We start from the raw sequence: 19,118 nt of genomic DNA on the forward strand, positions 1-19,118 counted from the left end.
ATAAAACAAAAAAATGACATAGAAAGGAAACTAAAAAGTATGAAAAAAAGTTTAGCACTATTGCTTACAGGTTTAATTTTTCTGATTTCGTGTGGGACAAAAACACAGACGGACGGGAAAAAGGGAAATGGGGGAAATATAACATTCAATGTGGAAGCAGAGCCTACATCGCTTGACCCTCAATTGTTGACTGATATTGCGGCATTTAATATTGATTCATTGGCTTATGAAGCTCTTGTGAGACTGAATGAAAAAAATGAAATTGTTCCTGCCGGAGCTGAAAGCTGGAATATTTCCGATGAAGGAAAAACTTGGACATTTAAAATAAGACAGGGAATGAAATGGTCTAATGGAGATACAGTTACTGCGAATGATTATTTGAGAGGAGTAAAAAGAGCTCTGGAGCCTGAAACGGGTGCAGAATATGCGTTTTTGATGTACTATATTGAAGGGGCTGAAGATTATAATAAAGGAAATTCCAAAGATTTTAATAAAGTAGGAGTAAAAGTAAAAGATGACTATACAATCGAGTTTAAACTTGCAAAACCTACTCCATATTTTGGTAAATTACTTGTAATGCCTGTTTATTTTCCTGCAAATGAGAAAGTTCTGACTGAACATAAGGAAAAATATGCTACTGAAGCGGGGAACTCCGTCTATAACGGACCTTACATAATAAAAGAATGGATACATGATAATAAAGTCGTACTGGAGAAAAATCCTGATTATTGGGATGCAAAAAATATTAAAGCTGATACATTGACAGCATTGATGACATCTGATTACGAAGCAGCGACGAATCTATTTAAAAATAAGGAGCTTGACTTTACAAGGGTATCTGTTGAAAAAAAAGCTGAATTTGATGGTAAGCCTGAATTAAAAGCTTTTCCTGAAGGAAGAGTGTATTTCATAGCATTCAATCAAAATCATCCTGCACTTAAAAATAAAAAAGTGAGACAAGCATTATCTTTGGCAGTAAATAGAGAAGAGTTGGTTTCTCAGGTGCTAAACGGAGTGGGAATAAAAGCTTCGGGAATAGTAGCCAACGGAATGCCCGGAGTAAACGGAGATTTCAGAGAGGAAAACGGAGACCTTTATGAAAAGTATAAAAATCTTGATTTAAAGAAACTTTTTGAAGAAGGTGTCAAGGAAGCAGGACTGACTCCTGAACAGGTTAATCTGACATTACTGATAGATGAAAAAGGAACAGCTAAAAAAGAAGCCGAATTTTATCAGGCTCAATGGAAAGAAAAATTAGGAATAGATGTAAACGTAGATGTAGTTACTTATAAAGAAAGAATTTCAAGAGGAAAAGAAGGAAACTATGAAATAATAAGATATGCATGGGGACCTGATTATTCGGATGCAATGACATATTTGGAAATATTCCTTAAAAATGCAGGTGCGCTGAACTTTACTAAATACAATAATCCTGAATACGACAAATTGGTGAATTTTGCAAAGGAAAATCAGGATAAGAAACAAAGAACAGAAGCAATGCAAAAAGCTGAAACAATATTATCGGATGATTTTGTTATATCGGGATTGTACTATGCACAGGGTCTTTATCTGATAAATCCTAAATTACAGGGAATAGTAATAAGACCTGTGTCAAATATCAATGATTTTTATCATGTTTCAATAAGTAAATAAATTAATAAGCAAAGATAAGTTAAATCAAAAAATATAAAATAGATTTATTTTGAAAGGAGATGAATAAATGAAAAAAAATTTATTAATTGCCTTATTATTACTTGTACTGATTTTATCCTGCGGAAAAGGATCAAATTCAGAGGGGACACTTCTTTTGAACCTTAAAGAAGAGGGAAAATCTTACGACCCTCAGTTGGCAAATGACTCTACCGGAGAATTTGTAGATTCTCTGATAGGAGAGGGACTTACAAGGGAAGGAGATAATGGAGAATCTCTTCCCGGAGTTGCTGAAAAATGGGAAACTTCTTCGGACGGGCTTGTATGGACATTTCATTTGAGAAAAAATGCAAAATGGTCAAATGGAGACCCTATAACTGCAAATGATTTTAAAGCGGCATGGCTGAGAGGACTTAATCCTGCCACTGCGGCTGAATATGCTTTTATGCTTTATCCTATAAAAAATGCCGAAGAGTATAACAAAGAAAAAGCAAAAGCCGAAGATGTAGGTATAAAGGTAGTAGACGATTATACACTGGAAGTTACATTGAAAGCACCTGTTCCTTTCTTTGATTCAATGGTACGTATACAGACATACTTACCTCAAAATCAGAAATTTTACGATAAAGTGAAAGATAAATATATGACATCCGTAGATACTTCGATTTCGTCAGGAGCATATATTCTAAAAAAATGGACTCGGGATTCGGATATAATATTTGAAAAAAATCCTAATTACTGGAATGCCGATAATATAAAACTTGAGAGAGTACAAGTCAAATTTATAAATGATGCAACTGCTGATTTGAATGCATTCAAAAATGGCGAAATAGATGTAACAAACTTATCTACCGAACAGGCAAGGGATTTTAAGGATGACCCTCGTCTAAGATATGTAAATGACGGCTCGGTATTTTATGTAGTATATAATATGAAAAATAAAGTGTTGAGCAATAAAAAAATAAGACAGGCTCTATCGATGTCGATAAATAAGGAAGAAATGATAAAAGGAGTATTAAACGGTGTAGGAGGTGCTGCGTATACCTATACTCCTAAAGATACAGGTATAAAAGGATTTGAAAAAGATTTTGCTGTAGAAGCGGGAGAAGTATTTCCTAAATTTAACCCTGAAAAAGCTAAAAAACTTTTAGCGGAAGGACTGAAAGAGCTGGGACTTACTCAATTGCCTAAACTTGAGATGATATTCAATGATTCGGGTAATAATAAAGCAATTGCCGAATATGTGCAGGAAAACTGGAGAAAAAATCTGGGAGTGGAGATAGGTCTGTCTTCAATGACATTTAAAGAAAGACTTGCAAGAATGGAACAGAAAGATTTTGATATGGCATTTGCAGGATATGCAGGAGATTACAGAGATGCGATTTCCTATCTTGACAGATTTGAATCGACTAACGGAAATAACTACTCTCAATATTTAAATCCTGAATATGACAAACTCGTAAATTTTGTGAAAACATCTGCCGATAAAAAAGCAAGAGTAGATGCAATGATAAAAATGGAAAAAATTATAGCTGAAGATATGCCTGTCGGATTGCTGTATAACAGAAAACAGACAAAAATTATAAATCCGAGAGTAAAAGATATAGGATTTAATCCTATAGGGAAAGATTATCTGCTTGATAAGACTTATATTCAGAAATAATAAATATCGAAGAAAATAAGTGTTATTAAAAATAAATGCTAAAGAAAGTAAATATCCAAGGAAATAGAAATTAAAGAGAATAAGTATTAAAAAAATGAAGATTGAAAAAGTTAAATGTTAAATAATAGAGGGTGTCTCATAATCCAAAAATAATTTTATTAATATAAATACTGTATGTTTTTAAAAATCAAAATATATTATTTTTATTGGTTTTATAAAAATAGTAAAATATATAAAATTTATGATTTAGTAATTTTATTTACCTTATGAGATAGCCTCTATTTTTAATTTTGGATTTTTATGTTCCGGAATTTTTGAAATAATATATAATTTGAAATAGTATATATAATTTTGAAAAAAATTTGTAATAATATAAAAAGAAATATACAGTATCATTATACAGCTAAATTCTTATATAACTAAATAAAATTAGGAAGTTTTATAGTAAAAAAATAATTTTTATATTATAACAAAAGATAAATTGATAATAGAAAAAAAGTTGTAAATGTTCATATTTCTATATGTAATAACTATATGTAATGATTATTTCCTGAATTTAAAGGATATTTAGATTTGAAGAATATATAGATTTAAATGATATAAAAATTTAAACAATATTAAGGTTTAAATAATTTCGAAGGAGAAATAATATGGGTAAAAATATACTTGTCTATGCTGACAAGGGAACAAGCAGAGTAGGGGTCGCTTCGCTAATTCAGGCTTGTGAAAATAAATTGGGATTTCCCGCAAAAAAGATTTATGCGGAAGATATTCTGAAAAATGCTCTTGATGAGGCTATAATGATTATAATGCCCGGAGGAGCGGCAAATCCTTACTGTGAAAAACTTAATGGAGAGGGAAATCGGAAAATTCGTCATTTTGTAGAAAATGGCGGAACTTATTTAGGAATATGTGCGGGAGCTTATTATGCCTGCACACGTCTTGAGTTTCATGGAGAAGAATATGACGTGAAAGACACATGGGAACTGGGTTTTTTCAAGGGAATTGCCAGAGGCTCCCTGCCTGAATTGACAGGCAACGTTTATTTCAGTGAAAGCGTAAAAGCAAAGGCTTTTGTACCTTTAAATTTTGAAAAAGAATTTTTGGAAACGGAAATAAAAACTGAATCAAAACTTGAAATAAAAGCTGAAAAAAATTTTTTTCAAAAAAAATCTCTGAAAAATATTCCAAAAAAATGTGAATTTTATTATCATGGAGGTCCTGCGTTTATAGTTGACTCTCAAGATGATAATTCTTATAAGGTTATCGCAAGGTTTGATAGCGGATTACCAGCCGTGATTAAAGGGGAAATAGGCAAAGGAAATTATCTTCTCTCAAGTGTGCATTTTGAGTTGCAGAAAGAGCCTTATAATGAATTAGTCGTAAAAACGGCTGCGGAAGAAGAACTGAAAGATGAGCTGAAACTCTATGACAGATTGAATGAAAATTATGGAAACGAGTTGTGGGAAGAAGTAAAAAAATTAATAAGAAAACTGTAACAAAATCTGTTCTCAAAATAATTGAATTTAAAAATAATCAGACTTAGAAATGAGTAAACTTGAAAATAATCAGACTTGGAAATGAGTAAATTTAAAAATGACCAGCCTTGAAAATAAATAAACTTAAAAATAGCTAAACTTGGAGATGACAGTATTTAAAGAGAAGTAAAATTGAGAACGAATGAGTTTGAAAACAGTCGAATATAATTAAATATAGAATAGTAGAATAAAAAATATAGTATCATTTTTATAAATACAACCAATATATAAAATGTATTTATATAAAGTGTGATAATTATAGAAATTTTCAAATTTATAATGTATAATAAAAAAACAAAAACAAATGTATCAAATAAATTAGGAGGAAAAAAGTAAAATGAAAAAAATTTTATTAGCATTATCAATGCTATTAGTTATTTTAGCCTGCGGAGGAAAAAGTGGCAGTGAAAAAGGAGGAAGCGGAGCCGGTAAGACATTTACTATGAATGTAAATGCGGAACCTAACTCGATAGACCCTCAAATAACTACAGATATAGTAGGTTCTACAGTGAATGAGCTTATATCCGAAGGATTATTGAGAAGAACTGTTAGCGGAAAACCTGAAGCGGGACTTGCTGAGAAATGGGAGTCTACTCCTGACGGTATGAAATGGACATTTCATTTAAGAGACGGATTGAAATGGTCAAACGGAGACCCTATAACTGCAAATGACTTTAAAGCGGCATGGGTGAGAGCCCTCGACCCTAAAACAAGTTCGGAATATGCTTATATGCTTTATCCTATAAAAAATGCCGAAGAATTTAACACAGGAAAGGCAAAAGCCGAAGATTTAGGAATAAAAGTGATAGATGATAAAACTCTTGAAGTGGAATTAGGAACACCTACTCCTTATTTCGATGATTTGGTTACATTTAAAACATATTCCCCTTTGAATGAAAAGTTTTTTAAGGAAATGGGAGAAAAATATTTTACTGAAGCTAAAAATACAATATCTTCAGGACCTTATGTATTGAAAAAATGGACTCATGATTCGGATATGGAATTTGAAAAAAATCCTAACTATTATGACAATGCAAGTACAAAAGTGGATAAAATTGTATATAAATTTATTTCAGATAGCGGAGCTGCATTAAATGCTTTCAAAAATGGTGAAATAGATTTTTCCGAAATTACGACTGAACAGGCAAAAGAATTTAAGGACAGTCCTAAATTAATCAAAAAAAATGACGGTTCAGTAAGTTATATAATATTGAATACAAAAGATAAATCAAAAGTATTGAGTAATGCTAAAGTGAGAAAAGCAATATCAATGGCTGTAAACAGAGATGAACTTATAAATACTGTATTAAACGGTATAGGAATAAATCCTAAAACTTTCACACCGGGAGGAATAGGATTGAATGGACTTCAAAAAGATTTTGCAGAAGAAGTACCGACTTCGTTGCCGGGGTACAATGTGGAAGAAGCTAAAAAGTTATTGGCAGAAGGGCTGAAAGAACTGGGAATGGATAAAGTGCCTACCCTTGATATGGTATTTAATGATAATGTGGATAATAAAGTAATTGCCGAATATGTGCAGGAAAGTTTAAGAAAGAATTTAGGAATAGATTTACAACTGAGTGCCCTGACTTTTCAGGAAAGAGTTCAGAGAATGAAACAAAAAGATTTTGACCTTGTACTGGCAGGATGGCTGGGAGACTTTAAAGATCCTGTTACTTATCTGGATTTATTTGTAACAGATGGAGGAAATAACTACGGCTCTTACTCCAACCCTAAATACGATGAGCTGTTAAGAAAAATAAAAAGTACATCAGACCAGTCCGTCAGAGTACCTGCTATGATAGAACTGGAAGGAATAATCGCTGAAGAAACTCCGGTACTTGTATTAAGAAACAGAGTACAAAATTATCTTATGAATCCTAAAGTAAAAGGATTGGATATAACTGCGATAGGTGGACAGTATATACTTAGAAATATTGACATTGAAAAGTAGTAAAATTTATAAGATTGTAAAAGAAAGAGAGATATTTTATGAAATCTCTCTCTTTTTGTATATTCAGATAATTTATAATTTTTATCATCAAACATATAACAAATAGTTGCATAAAAGATAAAAAGAATATATAATAAATTAGTATAAAAATACAGATGAGACTGTCTTAAAGTTGAAAAAAATTACTAATATACGTAGTCATATCAACTATTTTTAACTTACAGGTCAGCTCTAATTAGGAGGATTGTATGAAAAAAATATTTTTAATATCGCTTATGCTGATATTGATTTTAGCCTGCGGAGGAAAAGGAGGAAGTTCCAAAGGAAAGAAATTTATTATAAACGTAAGTGAGGAGCCTCAGTCCATAGACCCCCAATTATCAACAGATATAGTAGGTTCTACAGTAAATGAGCTTATATCCGAAGGATTGTTAAGAAGAAATGCAGACGGAAAGCCTACTGCAGGACTCGCTGAAAAATGGGAATCGACTCCTGACGGTATGAAATGGACGTTTCATTTAAGAGACGGAATAAAATGGTCAAACGGAGACCCTATAACTGCAAATGATTTTAAGGCGGCGTGGATGAGAATACTGGAACCTAAAACAGGATCACAGTATGCATATATGCTGTATCCTATAAAAAATGCCGAAGAATTTAATACAGGAAAAGCAAAAGCTGAAGATGTAGGAATAAAAGTAATAGATGATAAGACGCTCGAAGTAGAACTCGGAGCTCCGACACCATATTTTGATGATTTGGTTACATTTAAGACTTATTTGCCTATGAATGAAAAATTTTATAAGGAAGTGGGAGAAAAATATTTCACAGAAGCTGATAAAACAATATCTTCAGGACCTTATGTTATGAAAAAATGGACACATGATTCAAATATAATATTTGAAAAAAATCCTAATTACTGGGATGTTGCCAACATAAAAGTCGATAATATCGAATATAAATTTATTGCTGATAATGCTTCGGCTCTAAACGCTTTCAAAAATGGAGAAGTTGATGTTACTCAGGTAACAGTGGAACAGGCGAAAGAATTTAAAGATGACCCGAGACTGGTTTCAAGTGCTGACGGTTCTGTATGGTACCTGCTGCTTAATAATAAAACAAAAGCATTGAGTAATGCTAAAGTAAGAAAAGCAATATTGATGTCTATAAATAGAGATGAACTTGCAAATGTAGTGTTGAACGGATCAGGGAAAGTTCCAAAAACACTTGTTCCGAGTGGATTGGGAATACAGGGACTTCAAAAAGAATTTACCGAAGAAGTACCTACTTCAATACCGGGCTATAATCCTGAAGAAGCTAAAAAATTATTAGCGGAAGGATTAAAAGAATTAGGAATAGATAAATTTCCTACTTTTGAAATGATATTTAATGATTCCGGAAATAATAAATCTATTGCCGAATATGTCCAGGAAAGTTTAAGAAAAAATCTGAATATAGAATTAAAAATATCTCCTATGACTTTCCAGGAAAGAGTTACAAGAATGAAACAGCATAATTTTGATTTTGTATTGGCAGGCTGGTCAGGAGATTTCAGCGATCCTATTACTTATCTTGATTTATTTGTAACAAACGGAGGAAGTAACTACGGAATGTATTCCAATCCTAAATATGACGAACTGGTAAAAACAGTAAGAAGCACAGCGGACAAGTCAGTGAGAGTACCTGCTATGATAGAACTGGAAAAAATTATAGCTGAAGATACTCCTGTAGCAATAATAAGACATGGAGAGAAAAAATATCTTGTAAATTCTAAAGTTAAAGGATTGGAATTTACAGGAATAGGTGGAGAATTTATTTTCAGAAACATAGATATTCAGGAAAAATAAGAGGTTTGATTAATGATAAAAAGGAAGCTTGGACACAAAAAATATTTGTTTCGGCTTCTTTTTTTAGTATTTATTTCAATAATTTATAAAATTAATTATTATATATAAAATAAATAATTGCGTAGAAAGTTAAAAAAATATATAATAAATCAAGTATAAAAAAATGTAGGAGAATAATAAATCTGATTTATTATTCAGTAGGAGGATTATATGAAAAAGATGTTTCTAATATCACTAATGCTGATATTACTGGTATTAGCCTGTGGTGGAGGCAAAAAAGAAAAGGGAAACACATTTGTACTAAATCCGGGGTCGGAACCCGCATCCATAGACCCGCAGTTATCAACGGATATAATAGGTGGTACAGTAGATGAGTTGATTACTGAAGGATTATTGAGAAGAAGCAAGGACGGAAAGCCTACAGCGGGATTAGCTGAAAAATGGGAAGTAACTCCTGACGGTCTGGTTTGGACGTTTCATTTGAGAGACGGGATAAAATGGTCAAATGGAGACCCTATAACTGCAAATGACTTTAAAGCGGCATGGATAAGAGCTTTGGATCCTAAGACAACATCCGAATATGCGTATATGCTGTATCCAATAAAAAATGGAGAAGCGTTTAATACAGGAAAAGCAAAAGTTGAAGATTTAGGGATTGAAGTAACAGACGATAAGACAATAAAAATAACATTGGAAGCACCAATCCCATATTTTGATGATTTAGTTACATTTAAGACTTATATGCCTTTAAATGAAAAATTTTATAAGGAAGCAGGAGATAAATACTTTACTGAAGCTGATAAAACAATATCTTCAGGACCTTATGTATTGAAAAAATGGACTCATGATTCGGATATGGTATTTGAAAAAAATCCTAATTACTGGGATAACGCCAATGTAAAAGTAGATAATATAGTATATAAACTTATAAGTGATAATACGGCAGCACTTAATGCCTTTAAAAACAATGAAGTGGATGTAACATCCATAACAACTGAACAGGCAAAAGAATTTAAAGATGACCCGAGACTTGTGAAAACAAATGACGGTTCTGTATGGTATGTTTTGATGAATAATAAAGCGAAAGCTAAAGGATTGGCCAATTCAAAAGTAAGAAAAGCATTATTAATGGCTATAAATAGAGAAGAAATGGTAAATGTAGTATTAAACGGTGCAGGAGAAGCTGCTAAAACTTTTACTCCTAAAGGAATAGGAATAAACGGACTTTCCAAAGATTTTCCTGAAGAAGTACCTACTTCGATACCTGCGTTCAATCCTGAAGAAGCTAAGAAACTGTTAGCTGAAGGGCTGAAAGAAGAAGGTCTTGATAAACTGCCTAATCTTGAAATGATATTCAACGATTCCGGAAATAATAAAGCTATAGTGGAATATATTCAGGAAAGTTTGAGAAAAAATCTGAATGTAGATATACAGCTCAGTGCGATGACTTTCCAAGAAAGAATTCAGAGAATGAAACAGAAAGACTTTGATCTGGTGTTGGCAGGGTGGTCGGGAGACTTCAAAGATGCGATAACTTATCTGGATTTATTTGTAACAAATGGAGGAAATAACCGTGGAGATTACTCCAATCCAAGATATGATGAATTAGTCAAAACTATTAAAAATACTGCTAACCAGTCAGTGAGAATACCTGCTATGATAGAACTGGAAAAAATTATAGCTGAAGATACTCCTGTGGGAGTGCTTTTCCACAGGGAAAAACCGTATCTTGTAAATCCTAAAGTAAAAGGATTACAATTTACACCTATCGGCGGAGAATTTTTCTTCGGAAATTTAAGCATAGAAAATAAATAAGAATATAAAAAAGAGGCTATTCTGAAATAGCCTCTTTTTATTCTTTTGTACTTTCATAACGAAAACAAAATAAAGAAAGCAGATTTATGTTTTTAAAATGCATATTGATTAATTATTGATATATCTGATAAGTTTTAATTTAATATATTATTTAAATTTCACGAAATAAATTATATCCTTTGCCTGTCCCAAATCATCGACTTGAGCGATTCCTATACCGATAACTTTGGCTTTGAAAGGCTTAAAGTTGTATTTTGAAGTAAATGTATCTATTTTTGCAGGGTCTTCGGGAGTAAGTAATGTTATATGAGGGTCAAAATTCATAAATACATTGGGAGAACCGTATAAATTAAAAGATTTTACTTTTTCGGGAATGGATTTTGCCCAGTCAGGTACTTTTGCGTCTGTTGCACGGTATTTATTTAGTCTGACAGTTACTTCATCTGCCAGTCCCTGTATAATTCCGTTATTTTCAGCATCAAGCATAAACCAGTTTCCTCCTGTTTTTCTTAATCTGTAAAAGTTTACATCGAAAGGCTTTGTCTCTTTAGCTATTTTATTGACAACTTCTTTTATTTTTTTCAGAGATTCAGGCTTGTATTCAGTTAGATACAATGTCATATGGATAGCATACCCTTTGGAATAAAGACTGTCAATTCCCGCTTCTTTGAGACCTTTTGAAATATTTTCGACATTTTCTTTTGCATTGTTGTCCATAATTACAAAAACATTATAATTTACATTGGAAAAAATATTTAAGCAAAATGCTAAAAAGATTGAGAAAAAAATTTTTTTCATTGCAAGTTCCTCCTAAAATATTGATTGTTTTTAATTAGTAATATTATACCTTATTATATATAAAAAGCAATGCGGAATAATATACAATAATAAATAATTATTATAGAAATTTCTCGAAATATAGGGTATAATAACTATATAAAAAATAAATAAAAAACAAAAAGTGAAGGAGAGACAGCAAAATGAAAAAAATATTGTTATTATTTACAATGCTGATACTGATTCTGTCTTGCGGAAAGAAAAATTCGGAAAAAGTATTCACACTAAATCTTGGAGGAGAGCCGTCTTCTATAGATCCTCAGATAACTACCGATATTGCAGGAGGAACTGTAGATGACCTTGTAATGGAAGGATTGCTTAGAAAAGATAAGGACGGTAAGTCCGTAGCAGGACTTGCTGAGAAGTGGGAGTCTACTCCTGACGGACTGAAATGGACATTTCATTTGAGAGACGGACTGAAATGGTCGAACGGCGACCCTATAACTGCCAATGACTTTAAAGCCGGATGGCTTAGAGCCTTGGACCCGGCTACGGCGGCAAGTAATGCAAGTTTACTTTTCCCTATAAAAAACGGGGAAGCATTTAATGGAGGAAAAGTAAAAGCCGATGAAGTAGGTATAAAAGTTATAGATGATAAAACACTTGAAGTGGAATTGGAAGCTCCGACACCTTATTTTGATGATTTAATTACGTTCAAGGCATATATGCCTCTAAATGAGAAATATTATAAAGAAGTGGGAGAAAAATATTTTACTGAAGCTGATAAAACAATATCTTCGGGACCTTATCTTTTGAAAGAATGGCAGCACGACTCCCAGCTGATTTTTGAAAAAAATCCTAATTACTGGGATACAAAAAATGTAAAAACTGATAAGATGATATTAAAACTTATTCCTGACACAACTGCCGCATTCAATGCTTTTAAAAATGGTGAAATAGATGTTACGGGAGTAACTGCCGAACAGGCAAAAGAATATAAACTGAATATGAGTACGAAAAATGACACAAAGTTGATTACTGCTGATGACGGAGGACTATGGTATTTACTGTTTAATACTAAAGTGAAGCCTTTAAATAATGCAAAAATAAGAAATGCCCTTGAAAAAGGTCTGAACAGAAAAGAATTGATAGATGTTGTTTTAGAGGGAACTGAAAAAGAAGCCAAGACATTTGTGCCGAACGGAATAGGAATAAGAGGACTGCAAAAGGACTTTTCCGAAGAAGTTCCGACATCAACTCCCGAATACAACCTTGAAGAGGCCAAAAAGTTGTTAGCAGAAGGATTAAAAGAAGAGGGACTTGCTTCGTTTCCAGAAATGGAATTATTATTTACTGACAGCGGAAATACAAAAATTATTGCCGAATATATTCAGGAAAATTTGAGAAAAAATCTTGGAGTTAATCTGAAATTGAGCGTCCTTACAGGAAAAGAAAGAAGAGAAAGAACAAAACAGAGAAACTACCAAATAACAATTCATAACTGGACAGGGGATTTTCAGGATGCTATCACATATTTGGATTTATTTGACTCGAAAAATGCAAATAACCGTGGAGATTATGTCAATGCCAGATATGATGAGCTTGTAAAAACTGTAAAAAGTACGGCAGACCCGGCAGTGAGAATACCCGCTATGATAGAAATGGAAAAAATAATATCCGAAGAAGTACCTGTAGGCATACTGTTCCAAAGACAGAAAAGATATCTTGTAAATCCTAAAGTAAAAGGTTTGGGCTTTGTGGCAATAGGCGGAGAATTTTTCCTGAGAGAAGTATATATGGAGAAATAAAAGAAATTATTGGAAAATAAAAATGGACTAAACTTAAATTCTAAATTATAATACAGGTAAATAAATTCATCGAAGTTTATAATATAAAAGTATTTTTTCGAATAAAAATATTTTCAAAAATTATAAAAAATGAATAAAATGATACAAAATACATAATACAAGGAGGAAAGTCGAGATGAGCAGAACGTTCAAAAGAGTAATGTTGTTAGTTATACTGGCAATAGGGCTTCTAACAGCATGTCAGAAAGGTAATGAAGCAAAAGAGGACAAGAAAGATGGAGCAGAAGGGGCAAAAGGTACATTGAAAGTCATAGCTGCTTATGATGCAAAAGAAAAAATTTTTGAGGAATTTACTAAAAAAACGGGAATAAAAGTAGAGTTTTTAGATATTTCTTCGGGAGAAGTTTTATCCAAACTGAATGCCCAAAACGGGAAAATCGGTGCAGATGTATGGTTCGGCGGTGGAGCTGACAGCTTTATTGTTGCAGGAGGAAAAGGTTATCTAGAAAATTATGTATCTCCTGAAGAAAAAGAAATGGATCAGAGATTTATCGGAAATGACTACTGGACAGGAGTTTCTATTGTAACGGCAGGATTTTTAGTAAATACTGATGTGTTGGCAAAAAATAATATTCCTGAACCTGCGTCATGGGAAGATTTGAAAAATCCTAAATATAAGGATGAACTGATTATGGCTGACCCTGCGATTTCAGGTACAAATTACGCGGTTGTATACAATCTGCTACAGTCTATGGGAGAAGAAAAAGGCTGGGCCTACCTTGAAGCAATAAAAGGAAATATTCCGTTTTATGCACAGCGTGGTTCAGAGCCTACATCAAAAGTAAAAAATGGAGAAATGGCAGTAGGTATAATTCCTTTAGGCGGAGATACTTATAAAATGGAAAAAGAATTTAAAGTAAAAAATATAATACCGTCTGACGGACTTCCATGGGTTCCGGCAGGAATGGCTATATTCAAAGAAGCTGAAAACAAAGCTGCTGCTAAAGCATTTGTTGACTGGGCATTATCTAAGGAAGGTCAGGAATTTTTGAAAACAGTCGCTCCACGTATGATGGTAAGAAAAGATGTTACACCTCCTGAAGAATTGAAAGGAATGACTGTAGATAAGTTAATGAAAATGGACATAGACGGAATGGGTACAAGAAGAGAAGAAATACTGAAATTATGGAAAGAAAAAATGGGGAAATAGATTATGAAATTGCTCCGAAAGAATGAAAAAAAAGCCCAAAAGAAAAATTTTGGGCATTCTTTCATTTTAATGGAAATTATTGACAGACTGTTTTACACAATAGCTGTAGTACCGATAATGGTATTTATATTATGGCCCATAACTGCACTGTTCTTAAAAAGTATTTTTCCTGAAGGGGAATTTACATTCAAATTATACGGCTCCCTCTTCGGGGAGAATATTCCTGTAATAATAAACAGTATATGGGTATGTCTCCTATCCACAACTTTATCTGTCATAATAGGTACCGTGATAGCAGTATATGTCGCATATGCTTCAAAATGGGTAAAGAGAATATTAATGCTGCTACTTATGCTTACGATGATTTCTCCGCCATTTTTATCATCGCTGTCGTATATACTGCTGTTTGGTAAAAGAGGGATAATTACTGCTGATCTGTTACATCTGAATTTTAATCCTTATGGCTGGCACGGGATTGTAATTATGCAGACTTTTAGCGAAATATCGCTGGCAGCTCTTATATTGACAGGAGGACTGTCAGCAATACCTTCATCAGTTATAGAAGCAGGAAAAGACTTGGGTTCAAAATCAGGGGATATACTTTATAGAATTATAATTCCAATGTTGAAATCTTCTATAGTTGCAGTGTATTTTATAATTTTTGTAAAAAACATTGCTGATTTCGGAACTCCTATTATTGTGGGAGGCAATTTTAGAATGTTGGCTACGGAAGCATATAAAGGAGTAATCTCCTACGGAGAAATTGAAAAAGCTGCGGCTATCAGTTTTCTCATTTTCCTGCCTATTGTGCTTATTTTTCTTGTATATAGACATCAGCTCACAACTTCCAACGTTATGGGAAGTTTTTCCGAAAAATCGGGACAGACGGGAGAAAAAATTTATAAATTACCTTTTTATTTAAAAACAATTTTTGGATTTGTAACATTGTGCTTTGCTGTATATATGCTGTTGCAGTATATTTCCATATTTATTTCGGCAGTATCAAGCAATAGCGGAGGATATTTCCACTGGACGACGGAATTTATACAATCTTTTTCATTTACAAAAATTCCGAGTATGGTACGAAGTATAGTTTATTCACTTATAGCGGGAATAATTGCAAGTTTTATCGGAGTGCTTTTTTCTTATTATATAGACCGAAGAAATATAAAATTTTCTAAAAGCTTTGATTTTATAGCTGCATTACCTTATATTTTACCTGGTCCATTTTTTGGGATAGCATATTTACTGGCTTTCCAAAGTCCTCCGTTTTTGCTGACAGGCACAGGAGCCATTGTGGTATTGAACTGTATTTTTAGACAGATACCTGTAACGACAAGGGCAGCAAGTGCCAATCTAAGTCAAATCAGTTCATTGACTGAAGATGCGGCAAGAGACTTGGGAACTCCTAAAATTGCAGTGTTTTTTAAAGTGATACTTCCACAGCTGAAACCTGCCTTTTTAGTAGGATTTATTAATACTTTCACGACAACGATGACTACAGTGGGGGCAATTATATTTCTGATTACTCCGTCAGCCAAAGTTGCAACGGTAGAATTATTTAATGAAATCCGTGACGGTGATTACAGAATGGCGTCGGTCATCGCGAGTTTACTCATTTTAGTCATACTGATTGTAAATGTTCTGTTTTCAATAATTCTGATGAAAGAAAAGAAAGCGGGGAAAAATGTATCTTCAACTGAAAAATCTGTATAAAAAATATCAGGATAATATTGTAGTAAATAATTTTAATATAGACGTAAAAAAAGGTGAACTGATAAGTATATTAGGACCTAGCGGGTGTGGAAAGACTACTACGCTTAGAATGATAGCAGGATTTATAACTCCTACAGCGGGAGATATTTTCCTGTCGGAGGAAAAAATAACCGACTATCCTCCTGAAACGCGTCCTGTGAGTACAGTTTTTCAAAATTATGCACTGTTTCCTCATCTGACTGTCTATGAAAATATTGCCTACGGTCTCAAGTATCCTCTAAAAGTAGGAGCAAAGCTGAATAAGGAAGAAAAGAAAAAAAGAATAGATAAAATTATAGGTCTTGTAAATCTTGGAAGGCTTGAAAAAAGAAGAATAGACCGATTAAGCGGAGGGCAGCAACAGAGAGTAGCTTTGGCAAGGTCTCTCGTGTTGGAGCCTAAAGTGCTGCTACTTGATGAACCGCTCTCAAATATAGATACAAAACTAAGAAAAACTGTGAGAAATGAGATAAGAAAAATACAAAAAGAGTTAGGTATTACAATGATTTTTGTTACTCATGATCAGGAAGAGGCAATGAGTATTTCCGACAGAATAGTCGTTATGAATGAAGGGAATATAGAACAGACAGGAACTCCGCGGGAAATTTACAGTTTCCCTGAATCTGTTTTTGTAGCTGAATTTATCGGAAAAGCGAATATTTTGAAAAAAGACGGAAGAAATTTTATTGTACGTCCTGAAAGTATTAATATATCTTATAATAAAGTAAATGAAACTGAAACAGATGAAATATTTACGGGAAAAGGAAAAATCATCGGAAAAGAGTATCAAGGGGCATTAGTTTCCTACGAGATTGAAATTATTAATGAAAAATCTGAATGGAAAAAATTAAATGTTGTTATGATTTCCGGCAGGGAAGAATATGAAATAGAACAGATAATTAAGTATTCCATAGACAAGAAAGACTTGTACGAGATAAAGTCGTAAAATATTGAAACGAGGAGAAATATGGCACTAATCTATGTAACGGGAGGGGCGAAAAGCGGTAAAAGCAAGTTTGCCGAAGAATTGCTGTTAAGTCTGAATAACGGTTATCAGAAAAATGTGTATCTCGCAACTTCTTTAGTATTTGATGAGGAAATAGAAATGAAAGTATCCCTTCACAAGGAAAGACGTCAGGATAAATGGATTACGGTGGAAACTTATAAAAATTTTTCTGAAAGCATGACGGATGTTTTTTCAAATACTGTCAAAAATAATATGCTAATAGACTGTCTTACAAATATGATCAGTAATATTATTTTTGAAAATCAGGATATCAATTGGGATAAGCCGACAAAAGAAGATTTGGAAAAATGTGATATATCGGTAAAAAATCAGATTAATGGGTTGATAGATATTTTAAACAGGTTTGAAAATGTTGTCATTGTTTCCAATGAGCTGGGAATGGGAATAGTACCGAGCTATCCTTTGGGCAGATATTTCAGGGAGATTGCGGGAAAAATGAACCAATTCGTTGCAGATATTGCTGATGAAGCATATTTCATAGTATCGGGAATACCTATGAAGATAAAATAAAATTTGGAAAGAGGAGATTTTATGTCTGAAAATCACAAAAATATAATGTTACTGGGAACAGGGTCGAACGTAGGAAAAAGCATAATTGCTGCAGGTCTTTGCAGAATATTTTATCAGGACGGCTACAGCGTATCTCCCTTTAAATCTCAAAATATGGCACTAAATTCATTTATTACAAAAGACGGAAAGGAAATGGGAAGAGCACAGGTAGTACAGGCTGAAGCTGCCAACATAGAACCCGAAGCGTTTATGAATCCCATTTTGCTGAAACCTACGACAGATAGAAAATCTCAAGTCATTGTAAACGGAAAAGTCTATAAAAATATGGATGCGAGAGAATATTTCGCTTTTAAGCATAATTTGAAAAAAGATATAATGACAGCGTATAATCATATAAAGGAAAACTTTGATATATGTGTGCTGGAAGGTGCAGGAAGTCCTGCGGAAATCAATCTGAAAGAAGACGATATAGTAAATACGGGAATGGCTGAAATGGCGGATTCCCCTGTTATTTTAGTTGCGGATATAGACAGAGGAGGAGTGTTTGCTGCCATATACGGAACGATTATGCTCCTTGAAGAAAGTGAAAGAGAACGTATAAAAGGTGTGATTATAAATAAATTCAGGGGAGATAAGACTTTACTGACCCCAGGAATTGAAATGATAGAAGAGCTTACAAAGGTACCTGTACTCGGAGTTGTACCTTTTGTACCTTTAGGCATTGAAGAAGAGGACAGTCTGGGCATAGATAAATACAATGTAAAAAAAGAAGGAAAAATAAGAATATCAGTTATAAAATTGAAACATATATCAAATTTTACCGATATTGACGCACTCAGTCATTATGATGATGTTTCGTTGAAGTATGTTACGAAAAGCTCCGAACTGGGAGATGAGGACATTATTATAATTCCCGGTTCGAAAAATACGGTAGAGGATATGAAAGATTTGATTGATAAAAACATAAACAGGGAAATAGTTCGGCTCGCTAAAAAAGGAACTGTGATTTTTGGAATATGTGGAGGCTTTCAAATAATGGGGCAGAAAATAATGGATCCTAAAAAAATAGAGTCAGATTTAAATGAAATTTCGGGACTGGATTTACTCGATATAGAAACTGTTATGGAAACGGGTAAAGTTACAACCCAATACAGAGGCAAAATAGAAAACGCTTCGGGAATACTTGGTGGTGCTGAAGGAATGGAAATACAAGGTTACGAAATACATCAGGGTTACAGCTATTTTGTAAATGAAAAAAGTGATGAAAATGGTAAGGACTTGGAAAATAAGAATAAAAGTGATATAAAGTGTATATTCGGTGATGAAAAATTAAAAGGAATGGTAAAAGATAATATTGTAGGTACTTATGTTCATGGAATATTTGATAATTCCAAATTTACCAATCACTTTCTTAATGAAGTCAGAAAATTGAAAGGACTTGATAAAATAGACGAAGATTTCAGTTTCAGTGAATATAAGAACAGTGAATACAACAAGCTTGCGAAAGTTTTAAGGGAAAATCTGGATATAAGAAAAATATATGAAATAATGGGATGTGAATAAA

13 protein-coding genes are annotated in these 19,118 nt (G+C 33.1%); 12 read left to right on the forward strand and 1 reads right to left on the reverse strand.

Annotated elements, in window-relative coordinates; all coding sequences use genetic code 11:
* Positions 1-39 precede the first annotated feature (39 nt).
* The 6 genes from ACO5J6_RS05615 (at position 40) to ACO5J6_RS05640 (ending at position 10,467) form a co-directional block, all read left to right on the forward strand.
* A complete protein-coding gene (locus tag ACO5J6_RS05615; protein ID WP_485642619.1) occupies positions 40-1,653 on the forward strand; it encodes a peptide ABC transporter substrate-binding protein in 1,614 nt (537 codons plus the stop codon).
* Positions 1,654-1,720: 67 nt separating this feature from the next.
* Entirely contained in the window at positions 1,721-3,313 is a 1,593-nt protein-coding gene (locus tag ACO5J6_RS05620) for a peptide ABC transporter substrate-binding protein (protein WP_485642620.1), read from the forward strand.
* Positions 3,314-3,963: 650 nt separating this feature from the next.
* Positions 3,964-4,812, forward strand: a complete 849-nt coding sequence (locus tag ACO5J6_RS05625) for a BPL-N domain-containing protein (RefSeq protein WP_485642621.1) — start codon at positions 3,964-3,966, stop codon at positions 4,810-4,812.
* A 376-nt stretch (positions 4,813-5,188) separates the two neighbouring features.
* On the forward strand, positions 5,189-6,805 hold the full coding sequence (locus tag ACO5J6_RS05630; protein ID WP_485642622.1) for a peptide ABC transporter substrate-binding protein: 1,617 nt from the start codon (positions 5,189-5,191) through the stop codon (positions 6,803-6,805).
* A 248-nt stretch (positions 6,806-7,053) separates the two neighbouring features.
* A complete protein-coding gene (locus tag ACO5J6_RS05635) occupies positions 7,054-8,652 on the forward strand; it encodes a peptide ABC transporter substrate-binding protein (protein ID WP_485642623.1) in 1,599 nt (532 codons plus the stop codon).
* Positions 8,653-8,862: 210 nt separating this feature from the next.
* Positions 8,863-10,467: a peptide ABC transporter substrate-binding protein gene (locus ACO5J6_RS05640; protein ID WP_485642624.1), complete on the forward strand. Its 1,605-nt coding sequence runs from the start codon at positions 8,863-8,865 to the stop codon at positions 10,465-10,467.
* A gap of 147 nt (positions 10,468-10,614) precedes the next feature.
* On the opposite strand, the gene ACO5J6_RS05645 is transcribed toward ACO5J6_RS05640, so the two are convergent.
* A complete protein-coding gene (locus ACO5J6_RS05645; RefSeq protein WP_485642625.1) occupies positions 10,615-11,265 on the reverse strand; it encodes a 2'-5' RNA ligase family protein in 651 nt (216 codons plus the stop codon).
* Between the two features lie 182 nt (positions 11,266-11,447).
* Here ACO5J6_RS05645 and ACO5J6_RS05650 point away from each other — a divergent pair, with 182 nt between their 5' ends.
* The 6 genes from ACO5J6_RS05650 to ACO5J6_RS05675 all read left to right on the forward strand — a co-directional run bounded on the left by ACO5J6_RS05650 (position 11,448) and on the right by ACO5J6_RS05675 (position 19,117).
* Positions 11,448-13,052 (forward strand): peptide ABC transporter substrate-binding protein, encoded by a 1,605-nt coding sequence (locus ACO5J6_RS05650; RefSeq protein ID WP_485642626.1) that lies wholly within the window; start codon positions 11,448-11,450, stop codon positions 13,050-13,052.
* 175 nt (positions 13,053-13,227) lie between these two features.
* Positions 13,228-14,262, forward strand: a complete 1,035-nt coding sequence (locus tag ACO5J6_RS05655; protein WP_485642628.1) for an ABC transporter substrate-binding protein — start codon at positions 13,228-13,230, stop codon at positions 14,260-14,262.
* A 3-nt stretch (positions 14,263-14,265) separates the two neighbouring features.
* Entirely contained in the window at positions 14,266-15,978 is a 1,713-nt protein-coding gene (locus ACO5J6_RS05660; RefSeq protein WP_485642630.1) for an ABC transporter permease, read from the forward strand.
* A complete protein-coding gene (locus tag ACO5J6_RS05665; protein ID WP_485642632.1) occupies positions 15,950-16,963 on the forward strand; it encodes an ABC transporter ATP-binding protein in 1,014 nt (337 codons plus the stop codon). Before ACO5J6_RS05660 ends, ACO5J6_RS05665 begins: the two co-directional genes overlap by 29 nt.
* A gap of 21 nt (positions 16,964-16,984) precedes the next feature.
* Positions 16,985-17,554, forward strand: a complete 570-nt coding sequence (gene cobU / locus ACO5J6_RS05670; protein WP_485642634.1) for a bifunctional adenosylcobinamide kinase/adenosylcobinamide-phosphate guanylyltransferase — start codon at positions 16,985-16,987, stop codon at positions 17,552-17,554.
* A 21-nt stretch (positions 17,555-17,575) separates the two neighbouring features.
* On the forward strand, positions 17,576-19,117 hold the full coding sequence (locus ACO5J6_RS05675) for a cobyric acid synthase (RefSeq protein WP_485642635.1): 1,542 nt from the start codon (positions 17,576-17,578) through the stop codon (positions 19,115-19,117).
* Position 19,118 lies beyond the last annotated feature (1 nt).

It is taken from the genome of Pseudoleptotrichia sp. (assembly GCF_057270515.1).

Excerpts from the sequence above, each read along its gene's own strand:
- ACO5J6_RS05640 (WP_485642624.1), top strand. The coding sequence starts at position 8,863 with ATGAAAAAGATGTTTCTAATATCACTAATGCTGATATTACTGGTATTA.
- ACO5J6_RS05615 (WP_485642619.1), top strand. The coding sequence starts at position 40 with ATGAAAAAAAGTTTAGCACTATTGCTTACAGGTTTAATTTTTCTGATT.
- ACO5J6_RS05630 (WP_485642622.1), top strand. The coding sequence starts at position 5,189 with ATGAAAAAAATTTTATTAGCATTATCAATGCTATTAGTTATTTTAGCC.
- ACO5J6_RS05650 (WP_485642626.1), top strand. The coding sequence starts at position 11,448 with ATGAAAAAAATATTGTTATTATTTACAATGCTGATACTGATTCTGTCT.
- ACO5J6_RS05665 (WP_485642632.1), top strand. The coding sequence starts at position 15,950 with ATGTATCTTCAACTGAAAAATCTGTATAAAAAATATCAGGATAATATT.
- ACO5J6_RS05635 (WP_485642623.1), top strand. The coding sequence starts at position 7,054 with ATGAAAAAAATATTTTTAATATCGCTTATGCTGATATTGATTTTAGCC.
- ACO5J6_RS05625 (WP_485642621.1), top strand. The coding sequence starts at position 3,964 with ATGGGTAAAAATATACTTGTCTATGCTGACAAGGGAACAAGCAGAGTA.
- ACO5J6_RS05660 (WP_485642630.1), top strand. The coding sequence starts at position 14,266 with ATGAAATTGCTCCGAAAGAATGAAAAAAAAGCCCAAAAGAAAAATTTT.
- ACO5J6_RS05645 (WP_485642625.1), bottom strand. The coding sequence starts at position 11,265 with ATGAAAAAAATTTTTTTCTCAATCTTTTTAGCATTTTGCTTAAATATT.
- ACO5J6_RS05620 (WP_485642620.1), top strand. The coding sequence starts at position 1,721 with ATGAAAAAAAATTTATTAATTGCCTTATTATTACTTGTACTGATTTTA.
- cobU (WP_485642634.1), top strand. The coding sequence starts at position 16,985 with ATGGCACTAATCTATGTAACGGGAGGGGCGAAAAGCGGTAAAAGCAAG.
- ACO5J6_RS05675 (WP_485642635.1), top strand. The coding sequence starts at position 17,576 with ATGTCTGAAAATCACAAAAATATAATGTTACTGGGAACAGGGTCGAAC.
- ACO5J6_RS05655 (WP_485642628.1), top strand. The coding sequence starts at position 13,228 with ATGAGCAGAACGTTCAAAAGAGTAATGTTGTTAGTTATACTGGCAATA.